Below are 14,280 nucleotides of genomic sequence, written 5' to 3' on the forward strand. Positions count from 1 at the left end.
TCTCGCATCGGAAAACACTCGCTGCGATTTCACAGGGAGGCCGGAAGGCAATGTCGTACTGGATGAATGGCTGGCGTCTGACTGGCCTGCTGACGGCCCTCCTCAGCCTGATGGTGCTCGGCATCGTGGCCGCCGACGGCTTTTCCGTCGATGCCATCCGCACCGCGATCCGTGCCACGGCACGCACGTCGCTGCTGCTGTTCCTGCCGACCTTCATCGCCTCGGCGCTGGTCGCCTTGTGGCCTGGCAGCAAGACACGCTGGCTGCTGCGCAACCGCCGCTATATCGGCGTCGGCTTTGCCGCATCGCATGGCCTGCACGCCATTGTCATTATCGCCTTTGCCATCCGCGATCCTGCACTGTTCAGCAGCATGACCAGCATCGGCACGCTGGTCAGCGGCGGCTCGGCCTATCTGTTCATCCTGCTGATGGCGGCCACATCCTTCGACCGCGCGGTGGCGTGGCTGGGCGCGCGCAACTGGCGCATCCTGCACTGGTGCGGCGCCTGGTATATCGCGCTGTCCTTCATCATCACCAATGCCAAGCGCACACCAGACATGCCGCTCTACTGGCTGCCGGTGGTTCTGGTGCTGCTGGCCATTGCGCTGCGCATCGCCGGCTGGTGGCGCAGGCGGGGAAAACTGCGCGCGGCTAGTGTGCCGGCCTAGACCGCAGCCGCCGGACCGCCCAGCTGGCCAACGGCCAGAACAGGATGGTCATGGTGGCAACGCCAAGACCGGCGGCAATCGGGCGTTCGAAGAAGATCATCAGGTTGCCATCGGACTTGATCATCGAGGTGACGAAATTTTCCTCCAGCATGGTGCCCAGCACCACGCCCAGGATGGCGGGTGCCACCGGGAAGCCATTCTCCTCCATCACATAGGCCAGCAGGCCGAAGACCAGCGTGATGGTGACGCCGAAGACTGTGTTGTTGATGGCAAACGAGCCGACCGCGCAGAACAGCAGGATCACCGGCATCAGGATATTGCCCGGCACGCGCAGGATATTGGTCGACAGCCGGATCGCCAGCCAGCCGAGCGGCACCATGATGATATTGGCCACGATGAACACCAGGAAGATGGCGTAGACATTCTCCGGGTTGTTCAGGAACAGCGTCGGGCCGGGATTGAGTCCCTTCAGATACAGCACGCCAATGGCAATCGCCGTGATCGAGTCGCCCGGAATGCCGAAGACCAGGGCCGGAATCCAGGCCCCGGCCAGCGAGGAATTGTTGGCCGCACCGGACTCGACGATGCCTTCGACATGACCGGTACCGAATTTCTCCGGCTCCTTGGAGAATTTCTTGCTGACGGCATAGGACATCCAGGATGCCATATCGGCGCCGGCGCCCGGCTGGATGCCCACCAGCGTACCCAGCACGCTGCCACGCAGGATGGCGCCGGGATATTTCAGCAGCAAATCCCACATGCCGGTGAAGACATTGCCCAGCCGCTTGATCACCAGACGCGCCGGCGGATCGGTGTTCACGACAAAACGCAGCACTTCCGAGATGGCGAACATGCCGACCATCATCGGAATCATGCTGACCCCGCCCATCAACTCGGTATTGCCGAAAGTAAAGCGCGGATAGCCACCCGGATTCTCAAGGCCGACACAGCCGACCAGCAGGCCGATCAGCAGTGAAATGATCGCCTTCAGCACGCTGCTGCTGCCGATGAAGACGGCCGCGGACAGGCCAAGGATCACCAGCCAGAAGTATTCGAAGGATGAGAATTTCAGCGCCACCTCGGCCAGCGCCGGTGCCGCCGTGATCAGCACCGCCGTGCCGAACAGGCCGCCAATCGCCGAGAAAACCAGTCCGGCCCCCAGCGCCGTCTCGGCCTGCCCTTTCAGGGTCATCTGGTAGGCTTCATCGGTATAGGCGGCCGAAGCCGGCGTGCCGGGAATGCGCAGCAAGGCACCGGGGATGTCGCCCGAGAAGATCGCCATGGCGGTGGCGGTGACAATGGCGGCGACAGCCGGCACCGGCGGCATGAAGAAGGTGATCGGCACCAGCAGCGCGGTGGCCATTGTGGCCGTCAATCCCGGGATGGCGCCGACAAACAGGCCGAAGGCCGCCGAACACAGCATGACGAGCAGTACATAGGGATCGAATACCAGCTGGAAAGCCTGCGCGACGTAATCGACAAAACCCATGGCTCCGCTCCTTACCAGTGCAGGCCCTGCAGCAGCCCCCAGGGCAGCGGCACGCGGAGAAGTTTGTAGAAGATGGTGTGGATCAGCAGAGTCACGCCAACCGCGATCGGCAGGATCAGCACGATGCGCACGCCCAGCGACAGGAACAGTGCCGCCAGGATCAGCGTGCTGCTGATGATGAAGCCGAGAAAATTCGAGCAGAACACATAGAAAAGCAGCGCGCCGATCACGAGCAGGAAGTTCACCACATGCGGCAGCGAGCGTGTCCATGCGCCGAGGCTGACCAGGGCCTGGCGCTGGCCGCGGATGCCGCGCCAGATCAGCAGCAGCGAACAGCCGAGCAGCAGGAAAGCCAGCAGGGCCGGGAATGCCGAGGGGCCGATATTCTGCCCCGGGGTGGGTGGATACTGGCTCACGGTAACCAGGACGGCGACAGCCAGAATGGCGAGCACAAACCCGCTCAGAGCATCATGAATTCGCATTGCGCCAACCTGCCGGACGGGGAAATCTCCGGTGCGGCATTGCGCGCCGCACCGGCAGTTTTCAGAAAACGCGGATTACTTGGCGATCCCGACCGCCTTCATCACCGCGCCCAGATCGGCATCGGACTTGGCCATGAACTTGGCGTAATCCTCCGGCCCGGCCCAGATAATGCCGAAGCCGCGCTGTGCCATGAAGCCCTGGTAGTCCTTGCTGTCATAGACCTTCTTCAGCACGGCGAGCAGCTTGTCGGAGACTTCCTTCGACACGCCTTTCGGTGCGGCAATGCCGCGCCAGGCTGCCATGGTCCAGTCACTGCCCACTGCACTCTTCAGCGTCGGGACATTGGGGAACAGCGCCGAGGGCTTGGGGTCCATGATGGCCAGGCTCTTCACCTTGCCGGCTTCGATCAGCGCGCGCGCCTCGGGCAGCGAGCACGGCACGATCTGCACACCGCCGGCGATCATATCCTGCAGGCCCGGTGCTGCGCCGTTGCTCGGCACCCAGGCCACGGTGGCCGGATCGATCTTCTGGTCGCGCAGCAAACCGGCAATGGCGAGATGCCAGATGCCGCCCTGGCCGGTACCCGAAGCCTTGAACTTGCCCGGACTGGCCTTGATCGCCGCCAGCAGCTCGTTGACCGTCTTGTAGGGCGAGTCAGCCGGCACATGGATGCCAGCCGGATCGGCATTGACCAGACCGATCGGCGTGTAGGAGGACGGCGTCAGCTCGGTGAGGCCCTGCCAGTGCATCATGGCGATCTCGACCGTGATCATGCCGATGGTGTAGCCATCGGGCGCGGCCTGGGCGATGGCGGAGTGGCCGACCACGCCGCTGCCGCCGGTGCGGTTCACCACATTCACCGGCTGGCCGAGTTCCTTTTCCATCAGGCTGGCAATGATGCGCGCAGTGGCGTCGGTGCCGCCACCAGCACCCCAGGGCACGATCATGGTGATCGGACGATCCGGATAAGCTGCCTGTGCGCCGGCCGCAACGAGCATGGCCGCGCCTGCCACCAGTCCGGTGACGAATGCCTTGAACCCACGCATGGGTATCCCTCCTGCTGATTGACGTTTCCTCGATGCCTGTCGCGTCGTTCAACCGCGCGTCAGTGCACCATCAGGGTACTATCTCCCATCTGATATGTCAGAGCAATGTGGAAACGCGCGGGCCTGCCGGCGCTTTGCAGCGCAGCATCACTTGTATTGCGGGATGACAGGTAGGTTTTAGGCCAGGCCGTGGCCGCTCTGGCGCACATCCAGCCGCACGATCGCCTGTTCCAGCGCGCCGCGGTCGGTCAGATAGTAGGTCTTGTCCTTGCGCGTGACCTGACCGCCATGCAGCAGGTTGGCCAGCACGCGCGCCACCGTCTCGCGCGTGGTGGCGGCGCGGCGGGCGATCTCATGCTGCTTGGGCATCGGATAGATCATCCAGCCATCGGCATTCAGTGGATCCTGACGCGCCAGCTTCAGCAATTCGCGATACACGCGCTGGATCGCGCCCAGCGTGGCAAGATCCATGATGCGTTCGTTGTTGGCGCGGATGATCGCGGTGAGCCGGCGCATCACCTTGAGACCGACCATCGGCTCGCGTGCCACCAGCGCCTCGAAGGCCTTGGGCGGCAGGGCCGCCAGCCGGCAGGTGGTCTGCGCCACCACGCTGGCCGAACGACGCTCGCCGTCGATGGCGGCGATCTCGCCGAAATAGCTGCCGGCGGAAACCAGCGCATAGGAAATCTCGCGGCCATTGCCGGAGAAGTTCACCACCTCGACGGTGCCATCGACGACGAAATAGACATCGCGGCTGTCGCTGTTGCGATCCAGAATCTGTTCATGGGCAGCGAAGCGGCGCCACTGGCAGGCGCGCTCGACATCGGCGCGCGCGGCCGGGCTGAGTTCGCTCAGCAGTTCGATCTTTTCCAGACTGTCGGGCGCAGTGGCGCCAACGGCTGCCTTGGCCATGAAATTCCCCCTGCCCAATGATACCGACTTCAGCCTATACCGGCGTCAGCGCGCTGCGGCTGACCGCCCGAGGGCGGCAAACAGATTGAGCAGCATCTGCTTGCGGTCGAGATTGACCGATTCCCCGCGGTCGAGCAAGCGACCCAGCTGTTCCCAGTCCTCGGCCCAGCGGGCCGGTCCCTGCCATTGCGCCAGACGCTGGGCCAGGGCGGTTTCGCCGGGGAAGATTTCTGCCCAACCGACGCCGCCGATCCGGCCGGCGGCGGCGGCACGCACCAATCGCGCCAGCCACCAGCGGAACAATTCAGTCATCAGTTGAAAACCGGCACCGCTGCGGTCGCGCGCCAGGGTATCGCCAAAGGCATGCAGCTTGGCAATATCGGGCTTGGGCAGCTGGGCCACCATGTCGAGCAGGCCATGCAGCAGCTTGAGGCCGCCCTGCGCCGCCAGCGTCACCGCCCGGCCGGGCGAGCCTTCGGCCAGCACGCCAAGACCACGCCGTTCGGCCGCATCCAGATCGGGTAACAGGCCGGTCAGTGCCTGCTGCATCGCCGCCTCATCCAACGGCTTGAGCGCAAGGCGGCGGCAGCGCGAGCGGATGGTCGGCAGCAGGCTGCCCGGCGCATGGCTGACCAACAGCAGCACCGCATTCGGTGGCGGCTCTTCCAGGATCTTAAGCAGCGCATTGGCAGCATTGATGTTCATGTCATCGGCGGCATCGACGATGCAGACGCGATAGCCGCCTTCGGCAGCGGTCTTGCCAAAGCGGTCGATCACCGCACGCACGTCCTGCACCACGACATCGCCGCGCCAGCGATCATTCTTGTCGTCCCAGCTGCGCTCCACCGTGATCAGGTCGGCATGGCCGGCATTGGCGACACGACTGAAAACCGGATTGTCTTCCGGGATCGCCAGCGTGTCGGGCAGCACCGGTGCATCACCGAACAGGCTGGGTCCGGAATCGAAACCGCTGGCCGGGCCATGCGCGAGCAGGAACCGGGCGAAGCGGAAGGCCAGTGTCGATTTGCCGACCCCGCGCGGCCCGGTGATCATCCAGGCATGCGGCAGGCGGCCAGAACCCCAGGCTTCCAGCAGTGCCGTCTCGGCCGCCGCGTGGCCGAACAGGGCGGCATTGTGCCGTGGCCCCCAGGAGGCGGCGTCCTGTGGTTCGTAATCGCTCATGGGGTCAGGTTAAACTTTGCCGCCACCGCCTGCCAGAGCGCGGCAGCAACCTGGTCTGGATCGCCGCCGGCATCGATCAGGCGGCAGCGCTGCGGTTCGCGCGCCGCGATGTCGTGGAACGCCTTACGCAGCGTTTCATGAAACGCCAGGCCCATACGTTCGTATCGGTCTTCAGCCACGTCTAGGGTCTGCCTGATGCCACCCTGCATCCGGGCTTTGGCGCGGGCCAGTCCGGCTTCCACCGGCAGATCCAGCACCAGGGTCAGGTCAGGCTGGAAATCGCCCAGCACCAATTTGTGGAGATCGGCGATGGCTTCGCGACCGACCGCGCCGGCATAGCCCTGATAAGCCATCGTGGAATCGGCAAAGCGATCGGAGATTACCCAGGCGCCGCGCGCCAGCGCCGGCTTCACCGTCTTTTCAACATGGGCACGACGGGCGGCATAATGCAGCAGGGTTTCGGTCATCGCATCCCAGCGATCGGGATCGCCAGTGACCAGCAATGCGCGGATGTCTTCAGCACCCGGCGTGCCCCCCGGTTCGCGGGTCAGCACGGCCTCGATCCCATGCGCTGACAGCGTGGCAGCCAGACGTTTCACCTGGGTGGATTTGCCGGCGCCCTCGCCGCCTTCAAGCGTGATGAAGCGGCCGCGCAGGTCACCGCCCTGGGCGGTCACTGCTTCTTCGCGCCCCAGAGCAGATAGCTGACGGCGGCACTGATACGGCCACTGAAGCCGAGCTGCTGCACATCGGCACCCGCCAGCAGCGGCACTTCCATCAGCGTGGCGTCCTTGTTGGCGACAACCAGCTTGGCGACGGGCGTGCCCTTGGCGATCGGCGCCGGGATCGGATTCTCGTAAGATACCGTAACCTTGATGTTGCCCTTGGTCTGGCGCGGCAGGGTCAGGGCCAGGTTGCGGTCGATCACCAGCGGAACGCGCGGCGCATCACCGAGCCACACATCGGCCTCGTCCACCACGGCACCAGCAGTGAAGAGCTTGTAATTGTCGAACTGGCTGAAGCCGAGCTCAAGCAGGCGTTCAGCTTCGCGCGAGCGCTCGTTCATGCTCTTCAAGCCGTTGAACACCATGATCAGGCGGCGGTCGCCGCGCTTGGCCGATGCCGTTAGGCCATAGCCGGCTGCTTCGGTATGGCCGGTCTTCAGGCCATCGGCGCCCCCGTCCTTGTAGAGCAGCGGATTGCGGTTGCCCTGGGTGATCGGCTTCTTGGTCGCACCATCGATGCCGTAGGTGAACTCCTTCTCGGAGTAGAAATGGTAATACTGCGGGAAGCGGCTGATAATGTAGCGGGCCAGCAGGGCCAGATCGCGCGCCGTGGTCAGATGTTGCGGATCGGGCCAGCCGGATGCATTGCGGAAGGTGCTGTTTTTCAGGCCGATCTGACGACCGCGATCGGTCATCATCTCGGAGAACCGCTCCTCGGTGCCGGCGATGCCTTCCGCCAGCACGATGCAGGCGTCATTGCCTGACTGGATGATCACGCCGCGCAGCAGGTCTTCCACCTTCACGCGGCCACCAATCGGCACGAACATCTTCGAGCCCTGGATGCGCCAGGCTTTCTCGCTCACCGGCAGCATATCGTCCAGGCGCAGTTTGCCGGCTTCGAGCTGTTCGAACACCATCAGGGCGGTCATCAGCTTCGACATCGACGACGGCGGCATTAGCTCGTCGGCATTCTTGTCGAAGATCACCGTGCCGGTGTCGTAATCCATCAGGATCATCTGGCGGGCGAGCGTCTCGACCTGGCCGAGCTGCGCCGCAGCCGGGCGCACCACACTCACCGCGATCACCGCCGCAACAGCGACGACGACATACTTACTCCACAACGATACGCGCATTGGTTTGTCCGTTATTGATCGCCTGCTGCAGGGCCTGATCGGCCGCGGCGACCTGATTGAACGGGCCGAGGCGGACGCGGAAGAATTCCTGTCGATTGATAAAGGTCGAGCTGACATTGGCCGGGCCGAGCAACGACATCTGGGCCGCGAGCTTATGCGCATTCTCATGCAGCGTGAAGGCTCCGACCTGCACATAGATCTGGCCGCCGCGCGCCGGGCCGTTCTCGACCTTCTGCTGGTTCAAGTCAGATTTCGTCACCAGTGCGGTACCGCCAGCCGCTTGCGGATTGCCGGCATTCTGCGCTGCCAGCACCTGCATCGGCGACACCTGCGACGGCGCGGTCTGCACCACATCGGCGCTGCGGCCCTTGGCACCCGGCGGTGGCGGCAACGCCTCGGCCGAAACACCGCCGCGCGGTGCAGCCGAGGGCCGCTCGTCAGCGCCGGCGCGCGAGGCAAGCTGCGCGCCGGGCGCATCGCCGGCCAGCGGCGCCGGGCCGATATACTGCACGCGAACCTTGGCCGTGCCCTGCCGATCATACCCGAGCAACTGGGCGCTGCGGCGTGACAGGTCAATCACGCGGCCATTGGCATAGGGGCCGCGATCATTCATCCGCACGACAATGGAGCGCCCGTTTTCTAGATTGGTGACACGCACCAGCGACGGCATCGGCAGCGTCGGATGCGCCGCCGTCACCTCGTTCATATCAAAAACTTCGCCGTTGGCGGTCGCCTTGCCGTGGAACTGCTCGCCATACCACGAGCCGATACCGGTCTCGTCGTAGTTGGGATCTTCCTTCGGGTAATACCAGACACCGTTGATCTGGTACGGATTGCCAACCTTGTAGATGCCACCCTTGGCGATCGCCGCCTGGCTCGGCTGATCGCTGCGCATCACCGACTTGCTGGCATGATTGAACAGGGTGACCTCAGAACAGGCCGACAGGCCGAGCAGGAGCACAACCGGGGCTGCCCGCGTCAGGGTGCGCGTCAGGGCACGGGGCTGCGATGTGGTTCGGGAGTCCCCCCGAGCCCCCCGGTCCGAGCAAGGGATGGCGTGCCGACGACGATTCATGGCCTATATGTGGGGTATTTTAACCGTCACCCAGCCGATCGGCAAGCAGGCTCACCGTCAAAGCATAGTGATGGGCGCAGTTATACCGCAGGACCGAGCGGTAGTTGCCATAGACTAGGAAACTGGGCCCGCCGGGGCCGTCCGGCTGCACCAGGGCCCCGCTCTGCTGGGCCTTGGGCAATTCCCCGCCATCGGCCCGGCGAACGCCCAGCCGGCTCCATTCCTCGAGGGTCATGTCCCGGGTCATCTGGTCGATGGCGCGGCACCCCGACCGGCCCTCGCGGGCAAACTCACCCAGACGCTTTTGCAGATCGCTGGAGACCCGCACCTCCCGGCCCCAGGTCTGGGCGGTATTCCAGCCATGCTTGGCCAGGTAGTTGCCAATGGAGGCGAAGACATCGCCGGTGTTGTTCCAGATGTCGCGCCGGCCGTCGCCATCGAAATCCTCGGCATAGGCCAGATAGCTGCTCGGCATGAACTGGGGCTGGCCCATGGCACCAGCCCAGGAGCCTTTCATGGTCGGGAAATCGATATAGCCGCGATCCAGCATGGTCAGCGCCGCAAACAGCTCATTGCGGAAATAGCTCGATCGGCGCCGGTCGAAGGCCAGCGTGGCCAGCGAATGCACCAGCGGCACATCGGCCTTCACTGCACCATACCGCGTCTCGATGCCCCAGATCGCCAGCACGAAGCGCGGCTGTACGCCGTAACGCTGCGCCACCTGGCGCAGCAGGGCCTGATGATCGTCGCGCAGCTTCTGGCCCCGCTGCACATTCGTGGAGGTGATGACACGGTCGCGGTAGGTGGCGAAACTGAGCTTGAACTCGGCCTGGTTCCGGTCACGCTCGATAATCCGCATGATCGGCTCCACACCGGTCAGCGCAGTGCGCACCACATCGGGCTTGATGCCCTTCTGGATCGCCTCGCTGCGCACCTCGGTCAGGAAGGCCTCGAATTCGACACGGTTGAACGGCGCGACCGCTGCGGTGGCGTCTGGCGGGGCTGCCGGCGTACTGCCGGCGCTCGGGGCGGCGGCCGTGACAGCCGGGTTGGCGGCCGGCGTTTCAGCCGTCGCCGGCGTGGCGGCAGCGGCGGACTGCGCGGCAGCGGAGCCTTCGCGCGGCTGTCCCGAGGGGCGCCAGCCGCAAGCCACGACCAGACCGAAACCAAGCAGCACAACGGCCAGCCGCAAGCTTCGCATCCTCAACCCTCCGCTTCCACAATCTTCAAATGGTTCAAGGTGTTAACCTAAGTGAGCCCGATTCGCCAAGGTTCGCGGTGTGACATTTCACGGCCTGCCGTCGGCCACCCTGCGCGGCGGCAGCAGGTCATGGGTATGGCCCAGGAGCCAATAACCGGCGAGTCCCAGCCATTCCTTGGTCAGGAAATTCAGGGCAGAGAGCCGTCGCAGTGGCGTGAAATCAAACTGGACCGGCTTGCCGGTCAGGAAATCCACCGGGTAAGGCAGCACCGGCCAATTCACCGCATTGAAGCAGTTCACCGCGCGCGGCAAGTGGCGGGCCGAGGTGACCAGCAGCCAGACCTCGCCCGGCTGCGGCCTGGCAACAGAAAGCGAAAGCCGGGCGTTTTCGATGGTATTGCGGGATACGCGTTCATAGAGCACGCGGTCGGGGTCCAGGCCCATCTTGGCGAAAACCGCCGCCGCGACGTCGGATTCCGTCACCGCTCCCTCTTCGCGCGATGCAGAAGTCCCACCGCTGAACACCAGCCTGGCCTGCGGGTAGCGCGCGGCCAGTGCGGCAAAGGCCACCAGCCGGTCGGCGTTGCTGTTCAGCTCGGGCCAGCCGCGGGCAGCCATGATGGCGGGCTCCTCCGCGCCGCCCAGAACGATGATGCCATCAACCCGGGCTGGGGGCTCGGCAACCGGGAAATACTCCTCCAGGGGCCGCAGCAACCAGTCGTGCAACGGCAGCGCGCCCAGCACCAGAACCGCCAGCAGAACCGTCCCGCCCAGTGCAAAGCCGGCACGCCGCGTCGCCCGCCACCAGGACAGCGGCAGCGACAGCAGCAGCAGCGCAAACAGGATGCTGCCCGGATTGGCGAAAACGGCGAGGACTTGTCCCAGCATGAACGGAGGGGCCTTTCGAGGGGCGATTCGACCCGAATAAGTCACCCGGGCCGAATGTGTCACTTTGCGGGGGGCAGTGGTAAATATCAATCGATCCTCCTAGGAACCTTCACAGGCACCGGCATGACCGCTCTGGCCCCGCTTTCGCTGTCGACGCCCTCGCTGACCAGCCGCCTGGCTGCGCTGGTCGCCGCCAAGCCGATCGGGCCACAGGACTACCGCAGCGCCGCCCTCTTCACCCTCGATGCCCTGGCCAATGCCCTGGCCGGCCGCAAGACAGCGCCCGGCGCCATCCTGCTCGACTGGGCCGCCGCCGAGGCGCTGACCACGGGCCGCGAGGCGATGCTGCTGGGCGGCCTGACCCATATCCTGGAAGTCGACGACCTGCATCGTGCCTCGGTGGTGCATCCGGGCTGCGTGGTGGTGCCGGCGGCCTATGCGCTGGCGCGGCGACGCAAGACGCGCGGCCATGCCTTTCTCGCTGCCGTGCTGCGCGGGTTCGAAGCCTGCTGTCGCGTCGGCATGGCGGTCGGGCCGGCGCATTATCGCATCTGGCACAACACGGCGACCTGCGGCCCGTTCGGCTCGGCCTATGCTGCCGGCGACCTGCTCGGCCTCGATCATGCGGCGATGACCCATGCGCTTGGCAATGCCGGCACGCAATCTTCCGGCCTGTGGCAGTTCCTGGAGACCGGCGCGATGAGCAAGCATCTGCATGCGGGCCGCGCCGCCGAAGCCGGACTGCTGGCCGCCGATCTGGCGGCGCGCGGCTTCTCCGGCCCGCCGCATATTCTCGAAGGCGACAAGGGTTTCTTCAAGGCCACCTGCAGCGACGCAGAACCAGAGCGGCTGCTGGCCGATGCCGACGCGCCCTGGCAACTGCGCCTGACCTCGATCAAGCCATGGCCAAGCTGCCGCCACACGCATCCGACCATCGACGCCGGCCTGTCGCTGGCGCCGCGCATCGGCAACCGCAAGATCGAACGTATCCAGGTCGCGACCTATCAGGCCGCACTCGATGTCTGCGACCGCGTGGCACCCCGCAGCGAATATGAGGCGAAATTCTCGCTGCAGCATACCGCCGCCGCCGCCATCACCGACGGCCATATCGATTTTGACAGCTTCGATCCCCCTGCCCGCGCGCGCCTGGCCGAGATCGCCGCCAGGGTCGATATCGCTGCCGTGGCGCCGTTCGTTCACCGTTATCCCAGGGCCTGGGGTGCACACGTTTGCGTGAAGCTGGATGACGGAACCGAGTTGAATGCCGAGCGCGAACATGCCTTTGGCGACCCGGAAAACCCGCTTGATGACGGGGCCATGCGGGCCAAGGCGGCCATGCTGCTGGAATACGGCGGGATCGCCGCGCCGGCCGCCTTCATCGATGCCGTGCTGGCGCTGGCGGACGATGCACCGTTGCCCGACCTGCCGCCGGCAATGCTATAATTCCGCCATGAATCGTTGCCTCCTTTTGCCGGCAATGCTGATCGCGTTTTTCGCGGCGACCATGCCGGCCTGGTCGCAGGGCCAGGCACCGGGCCGCAACAATGCAGCCCGCTCCAATGCCGCCTGCTTCAATCAGAAAGAGGCCGAAGCCGAGGCCGAAGTCCGCACCGGCATTCAGCTGCGTGAAATCCTGCGCCGCTGCGCGCAGGCCGATCCGGGCGGCGCTGCCTATCTGAACGACTGGTATCTGTTCGATCAGGAGAATGGTGACAGGCTGCGAGCCGCCGTGGAACTGCGCCGCGCTGCGCTGGCTCGCATCTTCCCCAATCGCAGCCAGGCCCAGCAATGGGAGACCGATGCCGCCGTGGCGACGATGAAGCCGCTGCAGACCAATGAAGCCGTGTGCAAGAGCACCTACGACATTGTCGACCGCCTCAAGAAAGAGCAGTGGAAGGGCTTCAAGTATTACGCCCGCCTGCAGGAGAATATGCTCGTTTACGAGTTGCCCCTCTGTAAGAAGTAATTGCCGCTTTTCCCGCCGATTGCGGGATGCTTAATATTGGACAGGTACGCCGCGGAGAGATGCCCCTTGGCCCTGGACCTGGCAAAGCTGAAGATACTGGTGGTCGAGGATCATCCGCTGCTTCCCCAAAAATAAATGGATCGTGCCCCCCAAATCCTGAGGTGACAGTCATGCTGCGTTGCTCCGCTTTGCTTGCCGCCGCCCTCAGTCTTGTCATTACCCTCATGCCAGACCGCCTGCTGGCAGCCTGCCTCGGCGCGATCTCCAACCGTGCCCCAGCCGCCCGCATCATGCCAGCGGGTCTGCAACTCGCGGCCGTGCCAGCCAACAGCGCACGCCTCACCTTTGTCGGGCACGCGACTTTTCTGATCGAGAGCCCGCAGGGCGTAACGGCTGCCACCGATTACAACGACTACATCCGGCCAGCCATGCGGCCCGACATCGTCACCATGAACTATGCCCACACCACGCATTACACCAACAATCCGGAACCGGGCATCCGCCATGTCCTGCGCGGCTGGTCGTATCAGGACAAACCGGCGCGCCATAACGTGCAATACAAGGACATGCGCGTGCGCAATGTGCCGACCAACATCCGCAACTACGGGACCGGCACCGAGTATGACGGCAATTCCATCTTCATCTTCGATGTTTCCGACCTGTGCTTTGCGCATCTGGGCCATCTGCATCACAAGCTGACGCCGGGCCACCTGGCCGATATGGGCAAGATCGATGTGGTGTTCGTGCCGGTGGATGGCGGCCTGACCCTGAATATCTTCGATATGCAGGAGGTGATCCGCCAGATCGACGCGCCATTGGTGGTGCCAATGCACTATTTCAGCGAAAGCACGCTGGAGCGGTTTCTGGCCCGGCTGCGTGACTCCCACGACATCAGGCTGAATGACGGGCCCACCACACTAATTTCGCGAAATACACTCCCCAAAAAGCCATCCGTACTGGTGCTTCCGGGCCCGCATTAGCCCCTGAGGCCTCTGTTTCGCCCAAATGGGCGATCGCGGTTTCCCTCCGGCTGCAGGAAACTGCTATACTGCAGCGCCGCCCAGCCATGGCCGCGGCCTGCATGCATAACGGACTCTGCGAACTGTCATGGGCACGTTCTTCCTCATCATCACCTTCCTGCTGGTCGGCGTTCCGGGTGCTGCCTTTGTTATCCTGCAACTGATCGCCGCCCATCGCCGGCAGAGCCTGGCGGTGAATTGGAGCTCATCAGAAATCCAGCGCCGCGGTCTGCGCATTGCCGAGATGGAACGCAACACGGCAGCTGCACGCCAGACCATCGGCGAACTGATGATGAAGGTTTCGACCCTGCGGCTCACGGTCGAGCGTCTCGAAAAGCTGATCGAGAAATCAACGACCGATACCAAGGCTGCCGCCGGCAAGCCCTGAGCGACCTGCTTTCCGCATCTTCCAGACACCGCTGCGGCCTAGTATGCACCGGGTATTGGCGATAGACTCGCAATCCGTTTCACAGACCGAATCTGTCACCGCGCC

15 protein-coding genes are annotated in these 14,280 nt (G+C 64.4%); 5 read left to right on the forward strand and 10 right to left on the reverse strand.

All coding sequences use genetic code 11. The features are described 5' to 3' along the window. Window positions 1–50: 50 nt before the first annotated feature. Window positions 51–668, forward strand: coding sequence for a hypothetical protein (locus tag AAG821_RS11860; protein ID WP_341912395.1), 618 nt, complete (start codon window positions 51–53; stop codon window positions 666–668). On the opposite strand, the gene AAG821_RS11865 is transcribed toward AAG821_RS11860, so the two are convergent. The 10 genes from AAG821_RS11865 to AAG821_RS11910 all read right to left on the reverse strand — a co-directional run bounded on the left by AAG821_RS11865 (window position 652) and on the right by AAG821_RS11910 (window position 10,802). Next, window positions 652–2,157, reverse strand: coding sequence for a tripartite tricarboxylate transporter permease (locus tag AAG821_RS11865; RefSeq protein WP_341912393.1), 1,506 nt, complete (start codon window positions 2,155–2,157; stop codon window positions 652–654). The two genes, AAG821_RS11860 and AAG821_RS11865, sit on opposite strands and share 17 nt — an antisense overlap. An 11-nt stretch (window positions 2,158–2,168) precedes the next feature. Further along, window positions 2,169–2,639, reverse strand: a complete 471-nt coding sequence (locus AAG821_RS11870; protein WP_341912391.1) for a tripartite tricarboxylate transporter TctB family protein — start codon at window positions 2,637–2,639, stop codon at window positions 2,169–2,171. Window positions 2,640–2,714: 75 nt separating this feature from the next. Continuing rightward, window positions 2,715–3,686, reverse strand: a complete 972-nt coding sequence (locus tag AAG821_RS11875) for a tripartite tricarboxylate transporter substrate binding protein (RefSeq protein ID WP_341912389.1) — start codon at window positions 3,684–3,686, stop codon at window positions 2,715–2,717. A 177-nt stretch (window positions 3,687–3,863) separates the two neighbouring features. Then, window positions 3,864–4,598 carry a Crp/Fnr family transcriptional regulator gene (locus tag AAG821_RS11880; RefSeq protein ID WP_341912388.1) on the reverse strand — a complete coding sequence of 245 codons (735 nt, stop codon included), beginning with the start codon at window positions 4,596–4,598 and terminating at the stop codon, window positions 3,864–3,866. Between the two features lie 45 nt (window positions 4,599–4,643). Then, entirely contained in the window at window positions 4,644–5,780 is a 1,137-nt protein-coding gene (locus AAG821_RS11885) for a DNA polymerase III subunit delta' (RefSeq protein WP_341912386.1), read from the reverse strand. Further along, window positions 5,777–6,457 (reverse strand): dTMP kinase, encoded by a 681-nt coding sequence (gene tmk / locus AAG821_RS11890; protein ID WP_341912384.1) that lies wholly within the window; start codon window positions 6,455–6,457, stop codon window positions 5,777–5,779. The genes AAG821_RS11885 and tmk overlap by 4 nt, the downstream gene beginning before the upstream one ends. After that, window positions 6,454–7,638, reverse strand: coding sequence for a D-alanyl-D-alanine carboxypeptidase family protein (locus tag AAG821_RS11895; protein ID WP_341912383.1), 1,185 nt, complete (start codon window positions 7,636–7,638; stop codon window positions 6,454–6,456). Before AAG821_RS11895 ends, tmk begins: the two co-directional genes overlap by 4 nt. Then, window positions 7,616–8,599, reverse strand: coding sequence for a septal ring lytic transglycosylase RlpA family protein (locus AAG821_RS11900; protein WP_341912381.1), 984 nt, complete (start codon window positions 8,597–8,599; stop codon window positions 7,616–7,618). The genes AAG821_RS11895 and AAG821_RS11900 overlap by 23 nt, the downstream gene beginning before the upstream one ends. A gap of 133 nt (window positions 8,600–8,732) precedes the next feature. After that, window positions 8,733–9,905 (reverse strand): lytic murein transglycosylase, encoded by a 1,173-nt coding sequence (locus tag AAG821_RS11905; RefSeq protein WP_341912379.1) that lies wholly within the window; start codon window positions 9,903–9,905, stop codon window positions 8,733–8,735. 96 nt (window positions 9,906–10,001) lie between these two features. Continuing rightward, window positions 10,002–10,802 (reverse strand): YdcF family protein, encoded by an 801-nt coding sequence (locus AAG821_RS11910; RefSeq protein WP_341912377.1) that lies wholly within the window; start codon window positions 10,800–10,802, stop codon window positions 10,002–10,004. A gap of 123 nt (window positions 10,803–10,925) precedes the next feature. Here AAG821_RS11910 and AAG821_RS11915 point away from each other — a divergent pair, with 123 nt between their 5' ends. From AAG821_RS11915 to AAG821_RS11930, 4 genes are all read left to right on the forward strand, one after another. Further along, a complete protein-coding gene (locus AAG821_RS11915; protein ID WP_341912375.1) occupies window positions 10,926–12,245 on the forward strand; it encodes an MmgE/PrpD family protein in 1,320 nt (439 codons plus the stop codon). Between the two features lie 7 nt (window positions 12,246–12,252). Continuing rightward, window positions 12,253–12,768: a hypothetical protein gene (locus AAG821_RS11920; protein WP_341912373.1), complete on the forward strand. Its 516-nt coding sequence runs from the start codon at window positions 12,253–12,255 to the stop codon at window positions 12,766–12,768. 170 nt (window positions 12,769–12,938) lie between these two features. Next, window positions 12,939–13,748 carry an MBL fold metallo-hydrolase gene (locus AAG821_RS11925; RefSeq protein ID WP_341912371.1) on the forward strand — a complete coding sequence of 270 codons (810 nt, stop codon included), beginning with the start codon at window positions 12,939–12,941 and terminating at the stop codon, window positions 13,746–13,748. Window positions 13,749–13,875: 127 nt separating this feature from the next. Further along, window positions 13,876–14,175 carry a hypothetical protein gene (locus AAG821_RS11930; RefSeq protein WP_341912369.1) on the forward strand — a complete coding sequence of 100 codons (300 nt, stop codon included), beginning with the start codon at window positions 13,876–13,878 and terminating at the stop codon, window positions 14,173–14,175. The last annotated feature ends 105 nt before the right edge of the window (window positions 14,176–14,280 follow it).

The sequence above is a fragment of the Ferrovibrio terrae genome (assembly GCF_943372915.1).
GTDB lineage: Bacteria > Pseudomonadota > Alphaproteobacteria > Ferrovibrionales > Ferrovibrionaceae > Ferrovibrio > Ferrovibrio terrae_A.

What these genes read in the sequence shown, in the direction of transcription:
- AAG821_RS11860 (WP_341912395.1), top strand. Translation starts at nt 51, where the DNA reads ATGTCGTACTGGATGAATGGCTGGCGTCTGACTGGCCTGCTGACGGCC.
- AAG821_RS11865 (WP_341912393.1), bottom strand. Translation starts at nt 2,157, where the DNA reads ATGGGTTTTGTCGATTACGTCGCGCAGGCTTTCCAGCTGGTATTCGAT.
- AAG821_RS11870 (WP_341912391.1), bottom strand. Translation starts at nt 2,639, where the DNA reads ATGCGAATTCATGATGCTCTGAGCGGGTTTGTGCTCGCCATTCTGGCT.
- AAG821_RS11875 (WP_341912389.1), bottom strand. Translation starts at nt 3,686, where the DNA reads ATGCGTGGGTTCAAGGCATTCGTCACCGGACTGGTGGCAGGCGCGGCC.
- AAG821_RS11880 (WP_341912388.1), bottom strand. Translation starts at nt 4,598, where the DNA reads ATGGCCAAGGCAGCCGTTGGCGCCACTGCGCCCGACAGTCTGGAAAAG.
- AAG821_RS11885 (WP_341912386.1), bottom strand. Translation starts at nt 5,780, where the DNA reads ATGAGCGATTACGAACCACAGGACGCCGCCTCCTGGGGGCCACGGCAC.
- AAG821_RS11895 (WP_341912383.1), bottom strand. Translation starts at nt 7,638, where the DNA reads ATGCGCGTATCGTTGTGGAGTAAGTATGTCGTCGTCGCTGTTGCGGCG.
- AAG821_RS11910 (WP_341912377.1), bottom strand. Translation starts at nt 10,802, where the DNA reads ATGCTGGGACAAGTCCTCGCCGTTTTCGCCAATCCGGGCAGCATCCTG.
- AAG821_RS11915 (WP_341912375.1), top strand. Translation starts at nt 10,926, where the DNA reads ATGACCGCTCTGGCCCCGCTTTCGCTGTCGACGCCCTCGCTGACCAGC.
- AAG821_RS11920 (WP_341912373.1), top strand. Translation starts at nt 12,253, where the DNA reads ATGAATCGTTGCCTCCTTTTGCCGGCAATGCTGATCGCGTTTTTCGCG.
- AAG821_RS11925 (WP_341912371.1), top strand. Translation starts at nt 12,939, where the DNA reads ATGCTGCGTTGCTCCGCTTTGCTTGCCGCCGCCCTCAGTCTTGTCATT.
- AAG821_RS11930 (WP_341912369.1), top strand. Translation starts at nt 13,876, where the DNA reads ATGGGCACGTTCTTCCTCATCATCACCTTCCTGCTGGTCGGCGTTCCG.